The 24336-nt window shown below is 72.8% G+C and carries 15 protein-coding genes; 4 read left to right on the top strand and 11 right to left on the bottom strand.

Annotated elements, in window-relative coordinates; translation table 11 throughout:
• Positions 1-1190: acyl-CoA dehydrogenase family protein (locus tag RIM90_RS20330; RefSeq protein WP_309062162.1), on the bottom strand; the 1190-nt coding region annotated here is incomplete at its 3' end.
• Positions 1191-1555: 365 nt separating this feature from the next.
• On the opposite strand from RIM90_RS20330, the gene RIM90_RS20325 reads away from it, so the two are divergent.
• Both RIM90_RS20325 and RIM90_RS20320 read left to right on the top strand, forming a co-directional pair.
• Positions 1556-2566 carry a LacI family DNA-binding transcriptional regulator gene (locus RIM90_RS20325; protein ID WP_309062161.1) on the top strand — a complete coding sequence of 337 codons (1011 nt, stop codon included), beginning with the start codon at positions 1556-1558 and terminating at the stop codon, positions 2564-2566.
• Between the two features lie 135 nt (positions 2567-2701).
• Positions 2702-4747 (top strand): glycoside hydrolase family 31 protein, encoded by a 2046-nt coding sequence (locus RIM90_RS20320; protein ID WP_309062160.1) that lies wholly within the window; start codon positions 2702-2704, stop codon positions 4745-4747.
• Between the two features lie 64 nt (positions 4748-4811).
• Here the strand turns inward: RIM90_RS20320 and RIM90_RS20315 are convergent, their stop codons facing one another.
• A complete protein-coding gene (locus RIM90_RS20315; protein ID WP_309062159.1) occupies positions 4812-5660 on the bottom strand; it encodes a carbohydrate-binding protein in 849 nt (282 codons plus the stop codon).
• Between the two features lie 374 nt (positions 5661-6034).
• Here RIM90_RS20315 and RIM90_RS20310 point away from each other — a divergent pair, with 374 nt between their 5' ends.
• Positions 6035-6721, top strand: a complete 687-nt coding sequence (locus RIM90_RS20310; protein WP_309062158.1) for a hypothetical protein — start codon at positions 6035-6037, stop codon at positions 6719-6721.
• Between the two features lie 57 nt (positions 6722-6778).
• Here RIM90_RS20310 and RIM90_RS20305 read toward each other — a convergent pair whose 3' ends face one another.
• The 7 genes from RIM90_RS20305 to RIM90_RS20275 form a co-directional block, all read right to left on the bottom strand.
• Positions 6779-7492 carry a hypothetical protein gene (locus RIM90_RS20305; protein WP_309062157.1) on the bottom strand — a complete coding sequence of 238 codons (714 nt, stop codon included), beginning with the start codon at positions 7490-7492 and terminating at the stop codon, positions 6779-6781.
• A gap of 35 nt (positions 7493-7527) precedes the next feature.
• The gene (locus tag RIM90_RS20300; RefSeq protein WP_309062156.1) at positions 7528-9756 is read right to left on the bottom strand and encodes a glycoside hydrolase N-terminal domain-containing protein; all 2229 of its coding nucleotides are present in this window, start codon (positions 9754-9756) and stop codon (positions 7528-7530) included.
• Positions 9753-11720 carry a beta-galactosidase gene (locus RIM90_RS20295; protein ID WP_309062155.1) on the bottom strand — a complete coding sequence of 656 codons (1968 nt, stop codon included), beginning with the start codon at positions 11718-11720 and terminating at the stop codon, positions 9753-9755. The genes RIM90_RS20300 and RIM90_RS20295 overlap by 4 nt, the downstream gene beginning before the upstream one ends.
• On the bottom strand, positions 11720-13936 hold the full coding sequence (locus RIM90_RS20290) for a 1,4-beta-glucanase (RefSeq protein ID WP_309062154.1): 2217 nt from the start codon (positions 13934-13936) through the stop codon (positions 11720-11722). Before RIM90_RS20290 ends, RIM90_RS20295 begins: the two co-directional genes overlap by 1 nt.
• Before the next feature lie 137 nt (positions 13937-14073).
• Positions 14074-15036, bottom strand: a complete 963-nt coding sequence (locus tag RIM90_RS20285) for a carbohydrate ABC transporter permease (protein ID WP_309062153.1) — start codon at positions 15034-15036, stop codon at positions 14074-14076.
• Positions 15033-16121, bottom strand: coding sequence for an ABC transporter permease subunit (locus RIM90_RS20280; RefSeq protein WP_309062152.1), 1089 nt, complete (start codon positions 16119-16121; stop codon positions 15033-15035). The genes RIM90_RS20285 and RIM90_RS20280 overlap by 4 nt, the downstream gene beginning before the upstream one ends.
• 26 nt (positions 16122-16147) lie before the next feature.
• Complete coding sequence (locus RIM90_RS20275) at positions 16148-17836, bottom strand: extracellular solute-binding protein (RefSeq protein ID WP_309062151.1); 1689 nt, start codon at positions 17834-17836, stop codon at positions 16148-16150.
• Positions 17837-18193: 357 nt separating this feature from the next.
• On the opposite strand from RIM90_RS20275, the gene RIM90_RS20270 reads away from it, so the two are divergent.
• Positions 18194-21037 carry a glycoside hydrolase family 3 C-terminal domain-containing protein gene (locus tag RIM90_RS20270; protein ID WP_309062150.1) on the top strand — a complete coding sequence of 948 codons (2844 nt, stop codon included), beginning with the start codon at positions 18194-18196 and terminating at the stop codon, positions 21035-21037.
• Positions 21038-21133: 96 nt separating this feature from the next.
• Here the strand turns inward: RIM90_RS20270 and RIM90_RS20265 are convergent, their stop codons facing one another.
• Together RIM90_RS20265 and RIM90_RS20260 are read right to left on the bottom strand one after the other, a co-directional pair.
• Positions 21134-22579, bottom strand: a complete 1446-nt coding sequence (locus tag RIM90_RS20265; RefSeq protein ID WP_309062149.1) for an aldehyde dehydrogenase family protein — start codon at positions 22577-22579, stop codon at positions 21134-21136.
• Positions 22580-22718: 139 nt separating this feature from the next.
• Entirely contained in the window at positions 22719-24332 is a 1614-nt protein-coding gene (locus RIM90_RS20260; protein ID WP_309062163.1) for a PucR family transcriptional regulator, read from the bottom strand.
• Between the last annotated feature and the right edge of the window lie 4 nt (positions 24333-24336).

Here is a 24336-nt window from a genome sequence, read left to right as displayed (position 1 = left end):
CCGCCGCGGATCTGGACCAGTTCGTCGGCCATCAGCCAGGCCATCTCCGAGCCGTACAGCTTGGCGAGGGCGGCCTCGATGCGGATGTCGTTGCGGTCCTCGTCCGCCATCTGCGAGGACAGGTCGAGGACGGCCTCCAGGGCGAAGGTGGTCGCCGCGATGAAGGCGATCTTGGAGCCGACCGCCTCGTGCAGCGCCACCGGCTTGCCCCACTGCTCCCGGGCCGCCGACCACTCACGGGCGATCTTCAGGCACCACTTGCCGGCGCCCACGCACATGGCGGGCAGGGACAGCCGCCCGGTGTTGAGCGTGGTGAGGGCGATCTTCAGGCCCTGGCCCTCCTCGCCGATGCGGTGCGAGGCGGGCACGCGGACCCGGTGGAAGCGGGTGACGCCGTTCTCCAGGCCGCGCAGGCCCATGAAGGCGTTGCGGTTCTCGACGGTGACGCCCTCCGATGCCGCCTCCACGACGAACGCGGTGATCCCGCCCCGGTGGCCCTCGGACTTCGGCACCCGCGCCATGACGACGAGGAGGTCGGCGACCACGCCGTTGGTCGTCCACAGCTTCACGCCGTCGAGGACGTAGCCGTCGCCGTCCGGGACCGCCGTGGTGGCGAGCCGCGCCGGGTCCGATCCGACGTCCGGCTCGGTGAGCAGGAAGGCCGAGATGTCGGTGCGGGCGCAGCGCGGCAGGAACGTCTCCTTCTGCTCCTGCGTGCCGAAGAGCTTCAGCGGCTGCGGGACGCCGATCGACTGGTGGGCGGAGAGCAGGGCGCCGATCGCGGGGCTGGCGGAGCCGACCAGGGCGAGGGCCTTGTTGTAGTAGACCTGGGTGAGGCCGAGGCCGCCGTACTTGGTGTCGATCTTCATGCCGAAGGCGCCGAGCTCCTTGAGCCCGGTGACCACCTCGTCGGGGATGCGCGCCTCGCGTTCGATCAGCGCTCCGTCGATCTTCGTCTCGCAGAAGTCGCGGAGCTTGGCGAGGAACTCCTCGCCGCGCTGGGCGTCCTCGTCGGCCGGGAGGGGATGGGGGTGGATCAGGTCGAGCCGGAAGCGGCCGAGGAACAGTTCCTTGGCGAAGCTGGGCTTGCGCCAGTCCTGTTCCCGGGCGGCCTCCGCGACCTGGCGGGCCTCACGTTCGGTGACGGTGGGTCGAGACGGAGTCGGGGGGGTCTCGGGCACTGCGGACATGAGGCTCACCTCGCCGCGAATCGGAATGTATGGGTCACTGCCCCCGGAGTGATCGTTTTGCGTGATCCTGGGGGATTACGTTACTGACTGGTGCTACTCGATCGTATGTACCCGATTCGTAGCGACCCCACCACCCTTCGTGCGGCCGTTCGGCCGATGGCGGCTCCGGGGGCCGGTCGGGCACCGTTCATGGGAACCTGGGGCGGCACCACGGGACCGGCGTCGACGGACTCCGAAGAAAGCTGTCGAAGCGCTTCGACAACCTATGGACACCCACCTCCGCTAGAGCTACTGTCGAACCACCCTCACCCGCCCTTGTACGTTCTGCGCACTGTCGAAGCGCTTCACAAAACTTGGAGAGCTGGATGGTCACCCTCGCCGAGGTCGCCCAGCACGCCGGAGTCTCGGCGAGCACGGTGAGCTATGTCCTCAGCGGCAAGCGGTCCATCTCCGCGAACACCCGGCAGCGGGTCGAACAAAGCATCCGCGAGCTCGGGTACCACCCGAACGCCGGGGCCCGCGCCCTGGCCAGCAGCAGGTCGAACATCATCGCGCTGATGATCCCGCTGCGCACGGACATGTACGTGCCGGTGATGATGGAGATCGCCATCGCCGTGGCCACCACGGCCCGCACGCACGGCTACGACGTACTGCTGCTCACCGGCGAGGAGGGTCCCGACGCGGTGCGCCGTGTCACCGGCAGCGGACTCGCCGACGGGATGATCCTGATGGACGTCGAACTCGACGACGAGCGGCTGCCGTTGCTGAGGGACACCGACCAGCCGGCGGTGCTGATCGGGCTGCCCGCCGACACCACCGGTCTGACCTGCGTCGACCTCGACTTCAAGGCCACCGGCGCGCTGTGCGCGGAGCACCTGGCGACGCTGGGGCACCGGGACGTCGCCGTCATCGGCGAGGCCCCCGCGGTGTACGAGCGGCACACCGGTTTCGCCGAGCGCACCCTCGACGGGCTCCGTTCCCGGGGACGGGAGCTGGGGCTGCGGCTGCTGCACCGGCCGTGCGAGGGCGGGTACGACGCGATGGCCGTGACGCTCGCCCGGATCCTCGACGAACGCCCGGGCACCACCGGGTTCGTCGTGCAGAACGAGTCGGCGGTCGAGCCGTTGCTGGCCCTGCTGCGGCAGCAGGGGCGGGCCGTGCCCGAGGACGTCTCGGTGGTCGCGATCTGCCCCGAGCAGGTCGCCGTCCAGGCGTCGGTGCGGCTCACGTCCGTCGCCATCCCGGCGCAGGAGATGGGCCGGCACGCCGTGGAACACCTGGTCGCCAAGCTCGACGGGCGGGGCGGCGACGAGGTCGTGCTGCTCGCGCCCGAGCTGACGGTCCGGGCGAGTTCCGGCCCGGCCCCCGCCCAGTAGCCGCATCCTCCCTCCCCCTTCCTCCTCCCTCTCCCCGTCCCGCCTCCCTCCCGTTCTCTCCTTCTCTTCGGCTTCAGCGAACGCTCGCCCCTCCCAGGGCACCTCCATGTCTGCACTCCCCCAGGAGCACGCCTCGTGACTCAGTCCGCCGAGATACAGCCCAAGGTCAGCCTCGCCCAGTCCTCCCCCACCGTCGGCACGTTCCGTGAGCGGGACGGTGCGCTGGAGTGGAGCGGCCGTCAGGAAACCGTACGGATCGAGCCGTGGGGGCCGGACGCGGTCCGGGTGCGGGCCCGGCTCGGCGGTCCGGTGCTCCATGACCTGCCCGGCGCCCTCCTGGACGAGGCGCCCGCCACCGAGTCCGCCGTGAAGATCGAGGACGGCCGGGGCCGGCTGACCGTCGGCGCGCTGACCGCCGAGGTCGACGCCGAGGGCATGGTCCGCTTCCTGCGCACCGCCGACGGGGGCGAACTGCTCGCCGAGGAGCGCGCCCACTTCTGGTGGCCCGGCCCCCGCCTGTACACGGCCGTCGGCAACGGCCACCACCGGCTGGAGCAGCGGTTCGCCGCCTACGACGACGAGCGGCTGTACGGACTGGGCCAGCACCAGCACGGCCGGCTGGACCAGAAGGGCCTGGTCGTCGACCTCGTGCAGCGCAACGCCGAGGTCAGCATCCCGGTGCTCACCTCCAGCCGCGGCTACACCCTGCTGTGGAACAACCCGGCGATCGGCCGCGTGGAGCTGGCGCACAACGGCACCCGCTGGGTGGCGGACTCGGCCCGGCAGATCGACTACTGGATCACCGCGGGCGACCCGGCGGACGCCCAGCGCCGCTACAGCGCGGTGACCGGGCGGACGCCGATGCTGCCCGCGTGGGCGGCCGGTTTCTGGCAGTGCAAGCTGCGCTACCGCACCCAGGACGAGCTCCTCGCCGTGGCACGGGAGTACAAGCGCCGGGGCCTGCCGCTGGACGCGATCGTCTGCGACTTCTTCCACTGGACCCACCTGGGCGAGTGGAAGTTCGACCCGAAGGAGTGGCCCGACCCGGCGGCGATGGTGCGCGAGCTGGACGAGCTCGGCGTCAAGCTGGTGGTCTCCGTGTGGCCGTCGGTCTCCCCGCTGAGCGAGAACCACCCGGTGATGGAGCAGCGCGGCTACTTCATCGGCACCCAGTACGGTCCGCTGGCGCACGCCGACTGGCCGGACAAGGAGGTCGCCTCCACGGTCCAGGTCGCCTTCTACGACGCCACCAACCCGGAGGCCCGGGAGTTCGTGTGGTCGAGGATCAAGGAGAACTACCTCGACCCGTACGGGATCACGGCCTTCTGGCTGGACGCCTGCGAACCGGAGCTGAAGCCGGGTTTCCCGGAGAACCTGCGCTACTGGGCGGGTCCGGGCCTGGAGGTCGGCAACCTGTACCCGGCCGAGAACTCCCGCGCCTTCCACGAGGGCCTCAAGGCCTCCGGCGAGGACGAGGTGATCACCCTCAACCGCTCGGCGTGGGCGGGCAGCCAGCGCTACGGCGCCGCCCTGTGGTCCGGTGACATCGGCACCGACTTCGCCACCCTGCGCCGCCAGATCGCGGCCGGCCTCAACACCTCGCTGTCGGGCATCCCGTGGTGGAACACCGACATCGGCGGCTTCCACGGCGGCGACCCGGACGACCCCGCCTACCGCGAGGTGATGGTCCGCTGGTTCCAGTTCGGCGCGCTGTCCCCGCTGATGCGGCTGCACGGCTTCCGCGACCCCGGCATGCCCCTGGGCCCGGACATGACCGGCGGCCCGAACGAGGTCTGGTCGTACGGGGAGGAGGCCGGCGCGATCCTGGAGAAGTACCTGCGGCTGCGCGAACGGCTGAAGCCGTACGTCCTCGGGGTCATGCGGGAGGCGCACGAGGAGGGGCTGCCGGTGATGCGGCCGCTGTTCCTGGAGTTCCCCGGCGACCAGGCGGCCTGGTCGGTGGACGACGCGTACCTGTTCGGCCGGGACCTGCTGGTCGCCCCGGTGCTGACGGCGGGCGCCACGGCCCGCACGGCGTACCTCCCGGCGGGCGCGCGCTGGACGGACGCGTGGACCGGTGAGACGTACCGGGGCGGTGCGGCCGTGACGGTCGAGGCACCGCTGGACCGCATCCCGCTGTTCCTGCGGGACGGGGCGAGCCTCCCGGTCCGGGAGGCGTGAGGCGCGGCGGCCGGGGTCCCCTGTCGGCCCACGGGACCCCGGCCGCCGCGGCGCCGGACGGACGTCACTCGCGGCGCCACAGCGCGGGGACGCGGGGCGGCTCCCAGCCGGTCATGGAGGTGTGGGCCTGCAGGCAGCGGTAGGCGGCGCCGTCGTGGGTCACCCGGTCGCCCGCCGCGTACGAGCGGCCGGGCGCCCACCTGCCGCCGGGCGGATCGGTCGGCGGATCGGTGGGCCCGCCGTCCACGTCGAGCACGAAGTCGAAGGTGGCCTCCTTGCCGCCGCCGGCGTCGCGGACGTTCATCAGCAGGGCCGGGTCGAAGAGCGCGTCCGTGCCGTTGCGGGGCTCACCGGGGAAGTACAGCTGGGTGGTGAGCACGGGCTCGCCGGGCGCCTGGGCCTTGACGTGGAGGTGCCGGGTGCGGCCCGGGTAGAGGCCGGGCACGACCGTCCGCAGGGTGAAGGCGCCGGAGGAGCCGGTGAACTGGTGCCCGCGGAAGGCGTGTCCGGCCATGTCGTAGGCGCCCGCGGGGTCGGCCTGCCAGAAGTCGAGCAGGACGCCCGCGAGCGGGACGCAGTTCCGGCCGAAGACGTAACCGCTGACGGTGAGCCGGGTGCCGGGGGCGCCCGGTGCCACGAGATCGGTGCGCAGCGGGGAGTTCGGCTTGAAGTAGGGGCCCTCCATCTGGTCGGGCGTGGGGTCGTCGCCGTCGTCGCAGAAGGGCGTCGGCGCGAGGGGCCCTCCCCGGGTGCCGGCGTCCCGGGCGAGCGCCACCGTGCCCGTGGCGAGCAGCGGGACGGCGGCTCCGGCGGCGACGGCCGCCCTGAGCAGGCTCTTGCGGCTGATCCGGCGGTCGGCGCCGGGTCCCGTACCGGTGCCGGTGCCGGACGCGTCGGGAGCGGATGGTGTCATGGCGGGTTCCTCGGTCTTCTCGGTGGGGGACGGAAGGACGGGACGTGCCTGACCCGGAGCGCGCCCGCGCACGCGGGGCGGGCTGGGACGGTTGCGCGGGCGCGCTTTGGTGGTGAACCGCCGGACAACGTAGTCGCGGCGGGCGGCCGCGGAGGAGATCCCGTTCCGGCCCCTGCACGGCGTTATGGAGGCGCGCGGATCCCGCGAGCGCGGAGCCGGCGTCCTCCCGGCGCGGCGCCACCGTGATCGACGACACCGGCCCGTCCTGCCACCGAACAGGCCGGGGCGCCGTCTTCGTCGTCACTACGTCACTGCGCCGGGAGGCACCGTGCGGTGCCGCCCGGCCTCTCCACGTGCGAGAACGAGGGACTTCGTTGACTGCGCTTCTCGACCGGACGGGGCGGCCCGTCGCGGTCTGCCTGGCCGCCGCCGGAATCGTCGCCAGTGTCCTGATCGGCAAGGACGGCCTGGACACGGTGGTGGGCTGCGGGGCCGCCGCCGACGACCGCCCCTCCCAGACCGCGAAGGACTGGGTCACCCACGCCGACCACGTCGTCGTGGCCACGCCGACCGCCGAGCGGGACACCAACCGGCGTGACTTCGCCGAGGGCCCGCTCCGCTACGCGACCGACCGCACGGTGACCTTCCGCACGGACGGCGTCCTCTGGTCCGCGCAGAGCCCCCGGCGCCCCCTCGGCGAGGACTTCGAGATGGTGGCCGCCGGATGGCGGGTGCACCGGGAGAGCGGCGTCCGCACGAAGGCCACGACCGCGTACGCGCCCCGCCTGGAGACCGGCCACACCTACCTGCTCGCCCTGCGCTGGGCGGACGGCCGGTGGACCGTCCTCGGCGAGGGCGCCGCCGTCCCGTTCGACGACCGCACCGTCGCCCGGGGGGAGTGGTGCGGACGGGTCCTGAGCGAGGAGGACGTCGCACTGGGCGAACACTTCTCCCGCACGGACGACACCAGCCTGGAGAAGGTCCTGTCCGGCCGGGACGAACAGGCCGTGAAGCGCGCGCTCGAGAGCGCGAGCGGAAGGCCGGCCACGCCGGAGCCCTGACGCGGAAGGGGTGCCCCGGGAACCGGGACACCCCGCTCATCGCCTCGTGGGAGGCGCCTAACCGCCCGACACCGTCAGGTTGTTGGTGCGGAAGTCCAGCCCGCCGGACGACGAGGTGATCTCGTACCCGAACTGGACGTCGCCGATGGTCTCGTTGCCCATCCAGCCCTTGGTGTCCTTGATCCACTTCAGGATCGGCAGGATGTTCACCGTGCCGGAGGTGGAGTCGGAGGTGCGCAGGAACGAGAAGACCTCGTTGTGCCCGTTGCTCCCCTTGTAGACGTTCCAGGTGTGGCCGCCGAGCGTCACCGTGCCCTGGGGGCTGCCGAGCGGGCCGACGGCGCCGTGGTGGTTGACCCAGAGCATGATCTCGTAGTCGTAGTCCGTGTCCCAGATGTCGTACGAGGTGTTGTACGCGCCCGAGGACGGCACCGTGACGTTGTAGCTGCTGCTGAGCGAACCGAGCGAGGCGATCGGCTTGTTGATCACCTTCTTGGCGTTCGGGTAGGACTTGATGCCGCCGGTGTTCGGGTGGTCCGCCCACACGCCCCAGTTGGTGCCGGAGTTGGCCCAGACGCACTGGCTGCCGGCGCCGGAGCCCCAGATGTTGTTGTAGAGCGTGTAGCCGTTCAGGCTGGTGTTGCCCCACTGCTCGCAGGAGTTCCAGACGGCGGCGTGGGCGGGGGCGGAGGCGAGGCCGACGGTGGCGCCGAGCGCGAGGGCGGGGGCCAGCAGGACCTGGGTGATCCTGCGCACGGTGCGTGTTGCCATGGTGTTCCTTCCATGGGTGGGGGGAATCACGGGGGTCACCGCGTCCTCAGGGTGAGGACGCGGTCTTCTCCGGCGACGAGGTCGAGGGGCTCGGCGCCGGCGGAAGTCCACAGTTCGACGCGGTGGGTGCGGTCCGGCCGCAGGACGGCGGTGGCGCCGTCCGGGGACCAGGTGAGGTCGAGTGCGGCGCCGAAGCGGGTGCGCACCCCGCGCAGGGCGCCGCTCGGGTACGCCGGCGGCGGGGCGGGCAGCAGGACCAGCCGGTCGGGGGTGGACTGCACGAGCGCCTCGATCAGTACGGCGGGCAGGGTGTGGGCGGCGTCGGCGTTGTAGACGTCGCGGTGCGGATAGTGCGCGCTCATCAGGGAGGCGTGGAAGAAGTCGCCCTCCAGCACCTGGGCGAGCGCGTGGGCGACCCGCTCGCCGTCCCGCAGCCGTGCCGCGATCAGGGCGTGGTGCAGATGGCCGTGCGCGGAGTCGTTCTCGGTGCCGCGCAGTTCCAGCGCGCGGTGCGCGGCGGCGGCCAGGTGGGGGGTGTCGTAGGGGGTGATCTCCTCCAGCGGCCAGACGCCGTAGAGGTGGCTGAGGTGGCGGTGGTCGTAGGAGTCGTCCAGGCCCGGCCAGGCCCATTCGGCGAGCGCGCCGTCGGCGTTGATCCGGTGCGGCGGGAGCCGTCCGGCGAGCGCCCGCCAGCGGTCGGCGTGCTCCGGGTGGTGGTCGGCGGCGGTCAGCAGGGCGTGCCGGGCCGCGGAGAGGTCCATGGCCGCGTTGACCGCGCCCCAGCTCGCGTTCGCGGGCCGGTTCTCGGGCGAGTAGGAGGGGACGACGACCAGTCGGCCCTCGCGGTCGGTGCGGGTGAGGAAGTCCTCGTAGAACAGGGCGACCTCGGCGAGCGCGGCGGCGGTGCGCGGGTCGCGTTCGCCGCGGGTCTCGTCGTGGTCGACGAGGGGCTTGAGGAGCCAGTCGGCGCCGGCGGTCCACAGGTGGAGGGGGTACTCGCGGCTGAAGTGGTACGTGTGCCCGGACTCGCCGTCGGTGTGCGCGGGCGCGACCGCGCCCCGCGCGCCGAAGACCGCGCGGGCGTTGTCCCGCCAGTCGGGCAGCTGGCGGTGGACGAGTGACGCCAGCGCCTCGGTGACCTCGGGGAGGGCGGCCGCGGCGGCGGAGGCGGTCTGGAGGTTGAGGTTGGCGTCGTTGGTGAAGGCGCCGGACCAGGCGGTGTCCCAGTCGCCGGTCCACAGGCCGGTGAGGCGGGGCGGGAACAGACCGCTGGCGGACAGCAGGTGGTAGCGGCCTGCCGCGAAGAGCCGCTCGAGCAGGGCGGCGCTGTGCGGCCGGGTCAGCAGCGCGGAGCCCGGCAGGGCGCGTTCGGCCGGGTCGGCGGCCAGGTCGAGGGTGACGCGTTCGTACGCGGTGCGGTGGAGCGTCAGGTGGCGGGCCAGGAGGCCGTCGTACGCGTCCCGGCCCTCGTCGAGCAGGTCGCGCAGGGCGCGGCCCTCGGCGACCACGTCCGCCTCCCCGGTGTGCCGCCGGACCCGGGTGAGCAGCAGGACGGACCGCGCGCCCTCGATGCGCGCTCCCGGAGGGGCGAGCGTCGTCGTGCCGCCGGTGACGGCGACCAGGGTGACGCCGGTGTAGGCGCGGTCGCTGTCCGGGTAGCGGGCGCGCAGGCTCAGCAGGGCCCCCTCCGCGGTGAGGACGGCGCCGTGGCCGACGCCCAGTGCGGTGGGGGCGCCCGGGAGGCGGTGGTCCAGGGACACGTCGAGGGTGAGACCGGGGGCGGTGACGTGCTGGACGATCACGTCGTCGGCGCGGGAGACGAAGACGCGGCTGGTCCAGTCGGCGCGGGTCGCCTCCGTGACGCCGGTGGCGAAGTCGACCGTGCGGCGGTACCGGGCCCGGTCGCCGTCCCGGCCGGCGTCCCGGTCGCCGTCCGGGCGGCGCAGGCGTACCTGGAAGGCCGGGTGGAAGGGCCGCACCCACTGCAGGGGGCGGCCGTCGGTGAAGTCCTCGGCGGCGGTCAGGTCACCGGAGAGCAGCCGGTCCTGGAGGCCGGGGAGCCCGTCGGCCAGCTCGGGCGGCAGGCGGTGCTCGCCGTCGCCCCCGTTCGGCCGGACGAGGGTGTGGTGCGTGACGACGGTCCGGTCGTCGTCCGGATCGCCGAACACAAGGGCGCCGTGGTGGCCGTTGCCGCTCAGGAAGCCGTCCTCCCAGCGGGCGGCCGGGCTCGGCTCCCAGGTTCCGTGGACGGGCGTGGCGCTCATGACCGCAGCACCGCCACGCCGTGGCGGCCGAGGGTGATCCGGTCGGTCACGGCCGTCTCCGTCAGCAGGTCGTGGTGGGTGCCGGGGACGTCCACGGTGACCGGCTCGCGGCCGTGGTTGAGCAGGAACAGCAGCTCACCGCGGCGCACCGCCTCGACGTGGTCCGGCAGCCCGTCGAGCACCGGCCGGACGCCGGCCCGGTCCGCGACCCGGGTCAGCAGCCCGCGCAGCGCCTCCGGCTCCGGAAGGGTCGAGACGTACCAGGCGCGGTCCTTGCGCAGGACGGCGGGCAGCCCGTCGAGTTCGCCGCCCTTGTAGGGCGTCGTCTCGTCGGCGGTGCCGTCGGGTTCCAGCTCCTCCGACCACAGGGTGCCCCGGAAGCCCTCGCACTCGGCGCTCTCCCCCGCGTCCAGCGGCCACCACTCGTGCAGGGTGCGGATGCCGAAGAGCGCGCGCAGCCGGGCGTCCATACCGCCGGGCCGCACCCGGTCGTCCTGGTCGGCGACACCGGTCAGGAAGCCGCAGACGAGGGTGCCGCCGCCGCGTACGTACGCCAGGAGGTTGTCGACGGCCGCGTCGGTGAGGAGGTAGAGCTGGGGCGCGACGACCATCCGGTAGGCGGACAGGTCGTGCTCGGGGTGGGCGAAGTCGGTGGTGAGGTGGGCCTGCCACAGCGCGCGGTGCCAGGCGCGCAGGACCTCCGGGTAGTCGACCTCGCGCGACGGCCGGCCCTCCTGGTCGCCGGCCCACCAGGAGTGCCAGTCGTGCAGCACGGCGACGTCGGCGGTGATGCGGGCCCCGCCGACGTGCGGGGCGATCCGTGCCAGGTCCGCGCCGAGCTGCCTGACCTCCTGGTACGTGCGTCCCTCCGCCCCCGCGTGACCGACCATCCCGGAGTGGAACTTCTCCGCGCCCTGCCGGGACTGGCGCCACTGGAAGTAGCAGACGGCGTCCGCGCCGCGGGCCACGGCCTGCAGGGACCACAGGCGGTTGAGGCCGCGCGGCTTGGGGTGGTTCACCCCGCGCCAGTTGACCGGGCCGGCCGCCTGCTCCATGAGCATCCAGGGGCCGCGGGCCTGGGAGCGGGTCATGTCCTGCACGAGCGCGCCGTTCTGGGCGCCGAGGGGGTCACGGGGGTCGGGGTAGAGGTCGACGGAGACGACGTCCTCCTCCTCGGCCCAGCGCCAGGCGTCCTGGCCGGCCCACAGCGGCATGAAGTTGGTGGTGACCGGCAGGTGCGGGGTGTGCCGGCGGACGATGTCGCGCTCGGCGGTGTAGCACTCCAGGAGCATGTCGGAGGTGAAGCGTTTGAAGTCCAGCACCTGGGTGGGGTTCTTCATGTAGTGCGCGCGGCGGGGCGGCAGCACCTCCGCCCAGTCGCCGTAGCCCTGGCTCCAGAAGGCGGTGCCCCAGGCGGTGTTGAGGGCGTCGAGGGTGCCGTACCGGTGGCGCAGCCAGGCGCGGAAGCGGGCGGCGGCCTCGTCGCCCCAGTCGTAGGTGCAGTACTCGTTGTTGATGTGCCACAGGGTGAGGGCCGGGTGGCCGCCGTAGCGGGCGGCCAGGTCCTCGGTGATGGCGGCGGCGTAACGGCGGTAGGTGGCGCTGGAGTGCGAGAAGTGCTGGCGGCCGCCCCACCACTCGGTCCGGCCGTCCTCGTCGCGGGGCAGGGTGTCCGGGTGGAGGTGTCCCAGCCAGGGGGGCGGCGAGGCGGTCGGGGTGGCGAGGACGACGCCGATGCCGGCGTCGTGCATCAGGTCCATCAGCCGGTCCAGCCAGCCGAAGTCCCGTTCCCCCGGGCGGGGTTCGAGCTTCGCCCAGGAGAAGACACCGAGGGTGACGGAGTTGACGCCGGCCTCCTTCATCAGGCGGACGTCCTCGTGCCAGGTCGCCTCGGGCCACTGCTCGGGGTTGTAGTCGCCGCCGTAGAGGATGCGGCCGCGGGTGGCGTCGCCGAGGTCGGGCATCAGACGGGCTCCCCGTACTGGATGCCGCGCCCGTTGGTGGCGAGGTAGACCCGGCCGTACACGCGCGGGTCGCCGGTGATCGTCTCGCCGGTCCAGCCCCACTGGTGGGCGTCGTCGTTGATGCGCGTCCAGGTCCTCGCCTCGTCGTCGGAGCGGTACACGGCGGTGATCGCCTCCGTCGAGCCGACCTGGTAGATCGCGGGGTAGTCGGCGCCGTCGGCGGCCTTGCCGAAGCCGAGGGTGTAGGAGGCCCAGCAGCTGTCCGCCTTGGTGAAGGTCGCGCCGCCGTCGGTCGAGCGGTACAGCCCGTTCCACTTGGTGCTCAGCCACAGGTCGCCGGACCGGCCGGGCGCCGCGACCAGCTTGAACTGGTTGTCGCCGGACGGCAGTCCGCTCGCCCGCGCGGCGAAGGTGCGTCCGCCGTCGGTGCTGGCCAGCAGCGTGCCCGTGTCGGTGTCGTAGGCGTAGAAGCGCGCCGGGTCGACGGGGTCGGCGACCGGGGTGGCGCCCTTGGGGAAGGTGGTGACCTCGGACCAGGTGGCGCCGTTGTCCGCCGAGCGGTGGGCGGGGTGCCTGGTGCCGTCCCAGTGCACGAAGGACCACAGCAGGACCGTGCCGTCGGCGTTGGTGGCGATGGGTCCGGGCGCGTCCTTGGCCAGGGCGGGCTGGGCCGCGAAGGGCGTCCAGGTCCGGCCGCCGTCGTGCGAGTGGGCGCCGTTGCCGTGGTCGCCCCAGCCGGTCCGTACGACGTACTGCGGTCTGCGTGCCGCCTGCGCGAGGCCGGTCGCGGTGCCGAAGACGGGGTTGGTGGCCATGCCGCGCGACGGGGACGCCGTGAGCCGGTCGTGGTACAGCACGCCGATGTCGCCACAGCCGCTGATCAGGTGCGCCTTTCCGGCCGGGGGCGAGATCAGCTGGCGGACGGACGTCTCCTCCAGGCCGCGGATCTGCGGGGCCCAGTGCTTCAGGTCGCGGGTGCCGTAGAGGGTCGCGCCGGTGCCGTAGACGATGTGCTGGGAGTGGTACGGGTCGAGGGCCAGGGCCTGGATCCACCAGCCGAACTTGGGCTTGTCCTCGCCCCACTTCAGGTACGGCGTCTCGGAGACGTCGAGGACGGCGGACTCCTTCAGGGACCGCCAGGTGCGGCCGCCGTCGGTGGACCGGTAGAGGGTGTCGACGGCCGCCCAGCGGTTGTTGGTGGAGACGACGACGGTGCCGGGGCGGCGGGCGTCGACGGCGACACCGCCGTAGCCGAAGGTGTCGGCCGGGCCGTCGTCCGTCGCGCCGCCCGGTTCCACCGGTGTGACCTCGGTCCATCTGCCGCTGCTCGTGCGCAGCTTGTGCACGCTGCCGTCGGACTGTCCGTTGGGTCCGGGGGCGTCGGCGTACGTGACGTACAGCTCGCGGGTGTGCCGGTCGTACGCGGCCCGGATCGGCACGCGGGCGGCGGTGCCGGACGGCTGCCCGGGGACCGCCTCCCAGGTGGTGCCGTCGGAGGTGCGGAACAGGTTGGCCGAGGTGCCGTCACCGTCGCCCCAGCCGGCGTAGACGGCGCGCCCGGCGGCGACGAGGAGGGTGACGCCCTGGCCGGTGGCGGACGGGGTGGCCGGGAAGCCGCTCGCCGGCGCCCACGTGGCGCCCCGGTCGGTCGACCTGAGCAGGCCGTCGTGCCGGGTGCCCAGCCACAGGGTGTCGCTGTCCCGCGGGTCCACCAGCAGCCGCTCGCCGGTGCCCCGGCCGTCCTCGTTGGCGCCGAGCTTCACGGTGAGGTCGGTCCGCCGCCAGGTGGCGCCGCGGTCCTCGGAGCGCAGCACCGCGCCGTTGCCGGCCCAGGGCTGGGCGTAGGTGCCGAGGGCGAGGTAGAGCCGGTCGGGGTGGGCGGGGTCGATCGCCATCGCCTCGACGCCGAGCAGGTTCCAGTCGTCCCAGCCGATGTGGTCCAGCAGCGGGACCCAGCGGTCGGTCCGGTCGTCCCAGCGGTAGGCGCCGCCGATGTCGGTGCGGGCGTAGGCGAGTCCGCGCACGGAGGGGTGGAACAGCACACCGGTGACGAACCCGGTGCCGCCGATGACGACGTTGCGCCAGCGGTAGGCGGGGGCGGCCGCGGCGCCTTCGGCGGCTCGCGCGTGCCCGGGGGCGAGCGGGACGGCGGCGAGCGCGGCGGTGGCCGCGGTGCCGGCGAGAACGGCACGCCGGCTGAGGGGAGACGTGAACATGGCAGGACCTCGTCATAGGAGTGGGTGGAGAAACCTGGGGGCGCGGGGCTGCGCCGGTGCGCGGCTCCGCCGCGTGGGCGCGACCGGCCGCGGCGCACCCGCAGCCGGAAGACCGCGCAGGCCCCCTGCTCCGGGCGTCAGCCCTTGACCGCGCCGGTGAGCATCCCCTTCTTGAAGTGCTTCTGGACGAACGGCGACAACACCGCGACCGGCAGCAGCGCCAGCACCATCACGGCCATCTGGATCGCCAGCGGCGACAGCTGCCCCGTGTTGATCTGGGCGGACAGCCCCACCGGCCGTTCCTGCTTCTGCACGAGCTGGATCATCACGTTCTGCAGCGGCATCATGTCCTGGTCGGTCAGGTAGATCGACGCGTTGAACCAGGCGCTCCAGTAGCCCACCGCGTAGAACAGCGCGATCACCGCGATGACCGCCCGGGACAGCGGCATCACGATCCGGAACAGGATCCGCCAGTCACCGGCCCCGTCGATGCGGGCGCTGTCGATGAGCTCCTGCGAGATGTTCATGAAGAACGAGCGCAGCACCAGGATGTTGAAGACGCTCACCGCGCTGGGCAGGATCAGCGCCAGATAGGTGTCCGTGAGGCCGAGGGCCTGCACCAGCAGGTACGTCGGGATCAGACCGGCGCCGAAGAACATCGTGGCGAGCAGCGTCATCAGGATCCAGCGGTGCCCGAGCGAGCCGCTGCGCGAGAGGCCGTAGGCGCACAGCACGGACACGGCCATGCTGAACAGCGTGCCGACGACCGTGATGCCGACGCTGACCAGGGCCGCGCGCTGCACCTGGCCGCCGCTGAGGAGTTCCTGGTAGGCGACGAACGTGATGCTCCTGGGGATCACCACCAGGCCGCCGGCCTCGTCGATGGTCTTCTTCGTCTGGAGGCTGGTGACGACGACGATCCACAGCGGGAAGAGGATCGCCAGGCAGGCCAGCCCCAGGGCGAGGCCCTTGCCCGCCTGTCCGGCCCTGGACGGCTCCTCCTCCCAGGCGGGGCGGGGCGGCGCGGCCCAGGGGCTCGGCTTCTTCGTCTTCTTCGCCGGCGACTGCTCACCGGCCGGTGTGTCGAGGACGGCGGTCACTTCTTGTACACCCCCTGCTCGCCCATGAGGTGGGCCACCTTGTTGGCGGTGAGGACCAGGGCCAGGCCGACCACGCCCTTGATGAGGCCCGCGGCGGCGGCGTAGCTGAAGTCCTGGTTGCGGATGCCGTTCCACCACACGTAGGTGTCGAGGACCTCCGATGCGGCGACACCCACCGCTTGTCGTTGCAGCAGCAGTTGCTCGAAGCCGACGGTGAGGGCGTCACCGACGCGCAGCACCAGCAGCAGGGCGATCACCGGGCGCAGGGCGGGCAGCGTGATGTGCCACATGCGCCGCCAGCGTCCGGCACCGTCCATGGCGGCGGCCTCGTACAGGTCGTTGGAGACCGAGGAGAGCGCGGCGAGGAAGACGATGATGCCCCAGCCGGCGTCCTTCCAGATGGTTTCGAACGTCACCAGGTACTTGAAGAACTCCGGGTCGGTCATCAGGTCGAAGCCCTCGTAACCGTGCCGGCGGAGGGTCTGCGCGATGATGCCCGCGCCGCCGAAGATCTGCATGAAGACGGTGACGACGAGGACCCAGGAGAAGAAGTGCGGGAGGTACATGATCGCCTGGGCGACCGCCCGCACCCGGGGCCTGACCACGCTGTTGATGAGCAGCGCGAGCAGGATCGGGATCGGGAAGTAGAGCACCAGCTGGAGGAAGAACAGGACGAAGGTGTTCTCCACCGCGTGCCAGAAGGCCGAGTCCGCGAAGATCCGCTCGAACTGCTCGAAGCCGATCCAGGGGCTCTCCAGGATGGCGACGAAGCCGTTCTCGCTGAGGTACGGGTCGTAGTCCTGGAAGGCGACCACATTGCCGAGGATCGGTATGTAGTTGAACACCAGGACCAGCAGCAGGGCCGGCACCGTCATGAGGATGAGGGTGCGGTCGCGCCGGAATCTGAGCCTCAGGCCCAGCTTGCCCGAAGCTCCCCCGGACGTCTTCGCGGCCCTCCTCCCGAACCTCTTCCCGGGCTTCGTCCCGCCCCGGCCCCCGGGCCCGGCGGCGTCGCCGGACCCCTCGGAGGTCCGTTCGGCGGTCTGCGCCCCGTTCGTGTTCCGGGGCACCGTGCTGTGGGACACGGCCTTCTCCTTGCGTCAGCTCCGGGTCACTTCGCCGAGCCGTTGTCGTCGAGCAGCTTCCGGTACCAGTCGCGCAGGCCGTCGCCGCCCCTGCTCTTCCAGTCGGACACGGCCTGCTGCACGTCGCTGATCTTCTTGCGGCCGCGCACCACGTCGTCCTCGAGCTGCTCGAAGTCGTCGGCGAGGTTGGACCAGCGGTTGGGCTCGGTGACGGTCAGCCCGAAGAAGGAGGACTTCTTGGTGAAGGCGCCCATGCGCTGCTGCCACTCGACCATGGCCCGGGTGATGTCGGGCAGGTCCGGGTAGGCGATGTACGGGGCGGGGTTGCCGGTGTAGTCGTAGGCGCCGTTGACCTCGTTGACGCCCTGCTGCGTCTTGACCGGCAGGCCGTCCTTGATCTCGTAGTCGGTGCCCTCGACGCCGTAGGCGGTGAGCATGAACTCCTTGGTGCCGTAGGGCGCGGCACAGAAGTTGCACAGGGCGAGGAAGTCCTCGATCTGCTGCTTCGACGCCTTCTTGGAGACGAAGGTGAAGATGTTGGCCGGCTGGACCGCCCACAGCGTCGGGTCGCCGCCGTCGGGGCCGAAGAGGTCGAACGCGGCCATCTCGAAGTCGGGGTTCTGGGTGCGCTGTTCGGCGGTCTTGCCCCACCAGTCGGAGATGTTCTGGTTGTAGACCAGTACCTCGCCGGCGGTGAAGCGGTTGCCCGCGTTGCCGCCCGCCTTGCCCTGGACGGCGTCCGGGTGGACCACCTCGGCGGCGTACAGCTTGCGCGCCCACTCCAGGGCCTCGAGGTACTGCTCGGTCTCGATGCGGTTGACCAGCTTGTCGCCGTCCAGGTTCCACCACAGCGCCTTGTCGCTGCCGGACAGGACGCCGAAGATGTTGAACGCCGTCCACTTCATGTCGTCGCAGGCCCAGCGCTTGGACTTGGCGTCGGTGGCCTCCTTCGCCCAGGCCAGGAACTCGGCGGGGCTCTTCGGGACGCTGTAGCCCTCCTTGTCGAACAGGTCCTTGCGGTAGAGGGGCGCGATGTCCGTGACGTACGAGCCGGGCATCGGGACCGCGCGGAGCTGCCCGCCGAAGATGCCGCGCTGCCAGGCCTCGGTGGGGACGGCGGCGAGGTTCGGGTACTTCTTGACCTTGTCGCCGGACAGGTAGGGGCCGAGGTCGGCGAACTTGGCGTTGATGGCGCTGGGTATGCGGCCCATCAGGTTCCAGCCGGGCACGACCACGACGTCGGGGATGTCGCTGGAGGCGAGCACCGCGCCGAGCTTCTGGTCGTAGGTGACGCCGTCCTGGTTCTGCCAGACGACCTCGACGCCGACGGCCTTGTTCATCGCCGTGTAGTACGGGTTGTCGCCCTTGGGCGGGGTGCCCCAGAACGGGGACATGATCTTCAGCCTGCCGCCGCTGCCCAGCTTCTTCGGCACCGAGGTCTTCAGCTCGGCGGTCGGGATGGCCCTGGTGAAGCCGGCCGCCGAGCCGTTCTTCGCCGGGACGTCCGGGGTGACGACGCTCGACGCCACGAAGGCCGGGAGGAGCTTCTCGGCCTCCTTCCCGGAGGTGGCGCCCTCCTTGCGGCCCTCCTGCTCACCACCGCAGGCGGCGAGCAACGGCATCCCTCCGGCCACCGCTGCGGTGGCGACCGCCGTGGAGGCGAGGAAGCTTCTCCGGCTGGGTCCGGAGGGGGTGGAGGCGGCGTTCGGCGTCATTGCGTCAACCCTTCATGGCGCACCAGGACACCCGGCGGTGGCCGTCGGCTGCGGTGTCTTCAGTGGAACTGGCTGAGCTGAAGCGGTCGTTCGGCGGAGGAGGTGCCGGATGGCAGGCCTCACAGTCGAAGCGCTTCGATGTTGCTGCGAGGTTAAGTGAACACCTACAGGCGCACAAGGGTCGCTCCCAAGATTCCTCGGGGGTATGCACGATCGCGACATTGCCGTGCATTGCACGGGCTGCCCCCGAGTCGCCGGATCTGCCGCGCCCCGATCCCTTGACACCCGCCCCCACCCCGATTGAGCATCGAAGCGCTTCGAAAGCGTCTCTCCGCTCCACCCCAAGGGGAACCCCACGTGACCGCACAAACGCCGCCTACGCCGCCTTTCCGCGATCCGCATCTGCCGTTCGCGAAGCGCATCGACGACCTTCTGTCGCGGCTCACCCTCGACGAGAAGACCGGTTTCCTGCACCAGTTCGCGCCGGCCGTCGAACGCCTCGGCATCGCCGCCTTCCGCACCGGCCAGGAGGCCCTGCACGGTGTCGCCTGGATGGGCCCGGCGACGGTGTTCCCGCAGGCCGTCGGCCTGGGCGCGACCTGGAACCCGGAGCTGGTGCGCCGGGTGGGCGAGGCGGTGGCCCGGGAGGCCCGCGCGATGCGCGCCCGGGACGAGCGCGTCGGCCTCAACGTCTGGGCCCCGACGGTGAACCTGCTGCGCCACCCTCTGTGGGGCCGCAACGAGGAGGGCTACGCGGAGGACCCGAGGCTCACCTCCGCGATCGCCACCGCCTACACCCACGGCCTGCGCGGCGACCACCCGGTGTACTGGCGCACGGCGCCCGTCCTCAAGCACTGGCTCGCGCACAACAACGAGACCGACCGCGACACCTCCTCCAGCTCGGTCCGCCCGCGCGTGCTGCACGAGTACGACCTGCGCGCCTTCCGCGACACCGTCGAGGCGGGCGCGGTGGCCGGGGTGATGCCGGCGTACAACCTGGTCAACGGCCGCCCCAACCACGTCTCGCCGTACCTGCGCGAGCAGTTGCGCGCCTGGACCGACCAGGAGCTGCTGGTCTGCTCGGACGCGGGCGCGCCGTCCAACCTGGTCGACTCCGAGCACTACTTCGACACGCACGAGGAGGCCACCGCGGCGGCCCTGCGCGCCGGTGTCGACAGCTTCACCGACCACGGCACGGACAGCTCGAAGATCGTCGCGCGCGTCGAGGGGGCCCTGGAGCAGGGTCTGTTGACGGAGGCCGACATCGACACGGCCGTCCGGCGCCAGCTCTCGGTGCGTTTCCGGCTCGGCGAGTTCGACCCGGCCGCCGACCCGCACGCCGGCGACCGCGCCTTCGACACCCCGGAGCACCGGGCGCTCGCGCAGGAGGCCGCCGAGCAGGCGGTCGTCCTGCTCAAGAACGACGGCCTGCTGCCCCTCGCCCCCGGCACCCGGATCGCGGTCGTCGGACTGCTCGCCGACGAGTGCAAGCTCGACTGGTACAGCGGCACCCTCATCCACCGCTCCACCCCCCTGGAGGGGATCCGCGAGCGGTTCGGCGCCGAGCGCGTGGAGTTCGCGGAGGGCGTGGACCGCGTCCTGCTGAAGACGGCCGCCGGTACGTTCCTGCACGTCCCGCCCGCGCCCGACGCCCCCGAGGCGGCACGCGGCGCCGAGGGTGCCCTCGACCCCGCGCTGCTCGCCGGCCGCACCGATCTGCCCCCGCTCACCGCCGGTCCGGACGGCACCGAGCTCGCCCTGGCCGACTGGGGCGAGGGCGTGCTCACCCTGCGCGCCCCCGACGGCCGCTACCTCTCGGTCGCCGAGGACGGGTACGTCCGCGCCTCGGCCGACCAGCCGGGCGGCTGGGTCGTCCAGGAGACGTTCCGCCTGGAACCGCACGGGGACGGCCACCTCCTGAGGCACGTGGGGACAGGGCGTCACGTGCAGGTCGCCGCCGACGGCGTGAAGGTTGCCGAGGAGGATCCCGAGGTCTTCGAGCTGGTCGTCGCCGAGCGCGGGGAGGACGCGGTGGCCCGGGCCGCGGCCCGGGCCGACGTGGTCGTCGTGGTCGCGGGCAACGACCCGCACATCAACGGGCGCGAGACCGAGGACCGCACGACGCTGCGCCTGCCCGCCCAGCAGGAGCTGCTGCTGCGCGCCGCCCGCGCCGCGAACCCGAGCACGGTGCTGGCGCTGGTCTCCGCCTACCCGTACGCGGTCGACCCGGCGGACCTGCCGGCGATGCTGTGGACCGCGCACGGCGGGCAGGCCGCGGGCACCGCGCTGGCGCGGGTGCTCGCCGGTGACGTCTCCCCCGCCGGCCGGCTGCCGCAGACCTGGTACGCCGACGACGCCGACCTGCCGGACCTCCTCGACTACGACGTGATCGGCAGCCGTCAGACCTACCTGTACTTCGAGGGCACGCCGCTGTTCCCGTTCGGCCACGGCCTGTCGTACGCGGCGTTCTCCTACGGCGCGCTGACGGCCCGCGCCGACGCGACGGCGGTGCGCGTCTCCTTCACGGTCACCAACACCGGGGACGTCACCGCCGACGAGGTGGCCCAGCTCTACACGCGCGCCGTGGCGGCGTCGGTCCCGCGTCCGCGGCGCGAGCTGGTGGCCCACCGGCGGGTGACCCTGGCGCCCGGGGAGACGGCCGAGCTGTCCTTCGACGTCCCGCTGTCCGCCTTCGCGTTCTGGGACGTCGCCGTGGGCCGGTGGCGCGTCGAGCCGGGCCCGTACGAGCTGCTGGCCGGCGCCTCCAGCGAGGACGTCCGGCTCCGTACGACCGTCACGCTCGACGGCGAGCCCACCGCCCCGCGCCCCGTCCTCGAACGCGGCCTGGACGCCGCCGACTTCGACGAGCAGCGCGGCACTCTGATCGTCGACCGGAGCAGGGCGGCGGGCGACGCGGTGACCCCCGTGGACGGCGGGGACGGGGAACTGGTCTTCCACCGCTGCGACTTCGGCGGCGGTGTGTCGGAGGTGACCGTGGAGGTGTCCGGCGAGGGCACGGTCGAGCTGTCCCTCGACGGCGGCCCGGCGCTCGCCGCGCTGTCGCCCGAGGCGCCCACGTCCGGCCCGTACGCCCACGTCACCCTCACCGCGCCCGTCACCGCCGCCGTGGACGGCGTGCACGACGTGCGCCTCGTACTGCGCGGCCCGCTGCGGCTCGCGCGGGTCGGCTTCTCCGGTTGAGGGTCCGGACGCGGCCGGCACGAAGAAGGGGCCCGGCACCGGGAGACACCGGTGCCGGGCCCCTTCGGGAACCCGCGTGGGAAACGGTTCCGGCGCCTAGAGGGCGAGGCCGGTCAGGACCAGCACGCGCTCGTACGTGTAGTCGTCCATCGCGAACCGCACGCCCTCGCGGCCCACGCCGGACTGCTTGGCACCGCCGTACGGCATCTGGTCGGCGCGGTAGGAGGGCACGTCGCCGATGATCACACCGCCGACCTCCAGGGCGCGGTGGGCCCGGAAGGCGGCCTGCAGGTCGTGCGTGAACACGCCGGCCTGGAGGCCGTACTTGGAGTCGTTGACGGCGGCGAACGCCTCGGCCTCGCCGTCCACCTTCTGCACGCTGAGGACCGGCCCGAAGACCTCCTCGCAGGCCAGCGTGGTGTCGGCCGGCAGGTCGGTCAGCACGGTCGGCGCGTAGGAGGCGCCGTCGCGCTTGCCCCCGGTGAGGAGCTTCGCGCCCGCGGCGACGGCCTCGTCGACCCACGCCTCCACGCGCCGCGCGGCGTCCTCGCTGACCAGCGGGCCGACGTCGGTGGCGTCGTCGCTCGGGTCACCGGTGACCTGGGCCTCGACGGCGGCGACGATGCGCGGCAGCAGCCGGTCGTACACGGAGGCGTCGGCGATCACGCGCTGCACGGAGATGCAGGACTGGCCGCCCTGGTAGTTGGAGAAGGTCGCGATGCGGTTCGCGGCCCGGTCCAGGTCCTCGTCGCTCGCCCAGTCGGCCAGGACGACGGCCGCGCCGTTGCCGCCGAGCTCCAGGGTGCAGTGCTTGCGGGGCACCGAGTCCATGATCGCGTAGCCGACCTTCTCGGAACCCGTGAAGGAGATCACCGGCAGCCGCTCGTCCTGCACGAGGGCCGGCATCTTCTCGTTCGGCACCGGCAGGATGCTCCAGGAACCGGCGGGCAGCTCGGTCTCGGCCAGCAGCTCACCGAGGATCAGCCCGGACAGCGGGGTCGCCGGGGCCGGCTTGAGCACGATCGGCGCACCGGCGGCGATGGCCGGGGCGACCTTGTGGGCGCACAGGTTCAGCGGGAAGTTGAACGGCGCGATGCCCAGCACGACGCCCTTGGGGAAGCGGCGGGTGAGGGCGAGCCGCCCCTGGCCGCCGGCGTCGGTGTCGAGCCGCTGGGCCTCGCCGCCGTTGAACCGGCGGGCCTCCTCGGCCGCGAAGCGGAACACGGAGACGGCCCGGCCGACCTCGCCGCGGGCCCACTTGATCGGCTTGCCGTTCTCGGCGGAGATCAGCCGGGCGATCTCCTCGGTGCGCTCGACGAGCCGCCGGCTGACGTGGTCCAGGGCGGCGGCGCGGACGTGGGCGGGGGTCGCGGCGAACTCGTCCCGGACGGCGTACGCGGCGGCCACGGCCTCCTCGACCTGGGCGTCGGAGGGCACACCGACCGTGCCGACGACCCGGCCGTCCCACGGGGAGGTGACGTCGAAGCTGTCCTCGCCGGTGACCTGGCGGCCGGCGAGCCAGAAGGCGTGGGTGGAAGTCATCGTGAGTCCCGGCCCTTCCGCGTTGGGGGTGAGTACATGGATTGCTGAAATCCACGGTAGGGGCGGGGTGACGGGGGGTCGTTTGTCCGAGTCGTAGCAGTCGGGGGAGCCGCCACGCCGCTTTGGCAGAACGGCCGGGTCACTCCGTGGACGTCGCCTTCAGCGCCAGCCACAGCTCCATGCGGACGTCCGGGTCGTCCAGCGAGCGGCCGAGGATCTCCTCGACCCGGCGCATGCGGTAGCGCAGGGTGTGCCGGTGCACGCCGAGGTCGGCCGCCGCCGCGTCCCACTGCCCGTGCCGGGAGAGCCAGGCGCGCAGGGAGGCGACGAGGTCGCCGCGTCCGGTCGCGTCGTGTTCGCGCAGTGCCCGCAGCAGCCCGTCCGCGAACGCCTTGACCGCGTCGTCGGCGAGCAGCGGCAGCACGGACCCGGCGGCCATCTGCTCGTGCTCCACCAGCACCCGCCCGCGCCGCCGCGCCACCGACAGGGCCTGTTCGGCCTGCTTGTAGGCGGCGGACGCGGCGATCGGGCCGGCCGGCGCGGACAGGCCCACGACCGGGTCGTCCCCGTCGGCGCCCGCGCGGGCTTCGCGGGCGCTCCCGCCGGTGCGGGCCGCCTCCCGCGCCCAGGCGTGCTCGCAGCAGGCGGCCACGGCGGCGCCCCCGTCGGCGGCCAGCACCACCAGCCGCTCCCCCTCCGGCACCGCCAGGACCGCCTCGCCCGCGCGGGCGGCGGCGGACTCCGCGGCCTCCGCGAGGGCGCCGAGGGCGTCACCGCTCGCCTCCCCCCGGTCCCGGGTGGCGGGTGTCGTCCCGCTCTCGGCGACGATGATCCGGAACGGCGCGTCCAGGAGGCCGCCGTACAGGTCCCCGGCCACCGCGCGGGCGTGGTCCGGCTCCCCGGCGAGCAGCATGCGCAGCACGGCGGCGCCGATGCGCTGCTCGGCGGCGTGCAGGGAGCGGGACCGTTCCGTGGTCAGGGTGAGCAGGGCGACGGCGGAGTGCACGGCGTACCGCTCGGCGGTGCCGAGGGCCGCGGCCGTGCCCACGGCGAGCGCGGCCCGGGGGCGCCGGCCGGTGCCCAGGGAGTGCAGCTCGACCCGGTCCTCGTTCTCCGGCCCGGCCACGACCGAGGAGGCGGGCGCGGGCCGCTCCCGCAGCCGCTGGACGTCCGCGGTGAGCCGCGCGGCGCGCCGGCCCGCCCATTCCGGTGCCGTGGCGACGACGGCGCCCGAGGCGTCGTAGAGCGCGGCCCACCCGTCGACCTGGGAGGCGAGCGCGGTCAGCAGCCCCTCCGGCCCGTCGGTCAGCGCCTGCTTGGTCAGTTCCCGCTGGGCGGCGAAGCCCGCGGTCACCGCGCGGTACTGGTCGGCGGCGATGGCGGCGGACACGGCCTTGCTGATCGCGAGGAAGGGGGTGCGGCGCGGCACCTCCAGCAGCGGCAGCCCCTCCTCGCGGGCCGCGTCGACGAGGGCGTCGGGGATGTCGTCGTAGTGGACGCCGACGGCGAATCCGAGGCCGACGACCCCCGCTCCCACCAGCCGCTTCACATAGCGGCGCATCGCCTCCGGGTCCTCCGCGTCCAGTTTGAGCGCGGTGATCAGCAGCAGCTCCCCGCCCTCCATGTAGGGCACGGGGTCGGCGAGCTCGCTGGCGTGCGCCCAGCGGACCGGCACGTCGAGGCGGTCCTCGCCCGCGCGCACGGTCAGCTTGAGCGCGGAGTGGTGGACGAGTGAGGCGAGCGTCGGGGGCATGGGG

It is taken from the genome of Streptomyces sp., assembly GCF_031181555.1.
Classification (GTDB): domain Bacteria; phylum Actinomycetota; class Actinomycetes; order Streptomycetales; family Streptomycetaceae; genus Streptomyces; species Streptomyces fimbriatus.
This window is presented reverse-complemented; position numbering and strand designations above follow the sequence as displayed.

What these genes read in the sequence shown, in the direction of transcription:
- RIM90_RS20325 (WP_309062161.1), top strand. Translation starts at nt 1,556, where the DNA reads ATGGTCACCCTCGCCGAGGTCGCCCAGCACGCCGGAGTCTCGGCGAGC.
- RIM90_RS20315 (WP_309062159.1), bottom strand. Translation starts at nt 5,660, where the DNA reads ATGACACCATCCGCTCCCGACGCGTCCGGCACCGGCACCGGTACGGGA.
- RIM90_RS20305 (WP_309062157.1), bottom strand. Translation starts at nt 7,492, where the DNA reads ATGGCAACACGCACCGTGCGCAGGATCACCCAGGTCCTGCTGGCCCCC.
- RIM90_RS20300 (WP_309062156.1), bottom strand. Translation starts at nt 9,756, where the DNA reads ATGAGCGCCACGCCCGTCCACGGAACCTGGGAGCCGAGCCCGGCCGCC.
- RIM90_RS20295 (WP_309062155.1), bottom strand. Translation starts at nt 11,720, where the DNA reads ATGCCCGACCTCGGCGACGCCACCCGCGGCCGCATCCTCTACGGCGGC.
- RIM90_RS20290 (WP_309062154.1), bottom strand. Translation starts at nt 13,936, where the DNA reads ATGTTCACGTCTCCCCTCAGCCGGCGTGCCGTTCTCGCCGGCACCGCG.
- RIM90_RS20275 (WP_309062151.1), bottom strand. Translation starts at nt 17,836, where the DNA reads ATGACGCCGAACGCCGCCTCCACCCCCTCCGGACCCAGCCGGAGAAGC.
- RIM90_RS20265 (WP_309062149.1), bottom strand. Translation starts at nt 22,579, where the DNA reads ATGACTTCCACCCACGCCTTCTGGCTCGCCGGCCGCCAGGTCACCGGC.
- RIM90_RS20260 (WP_309062163.1), bottom strand. Translation starts at nt 24,332, where the DNA reads ATGCCCCCGACGCTCGCCTCACTCGTCCACCACTCCGCGCTCAAGCTG.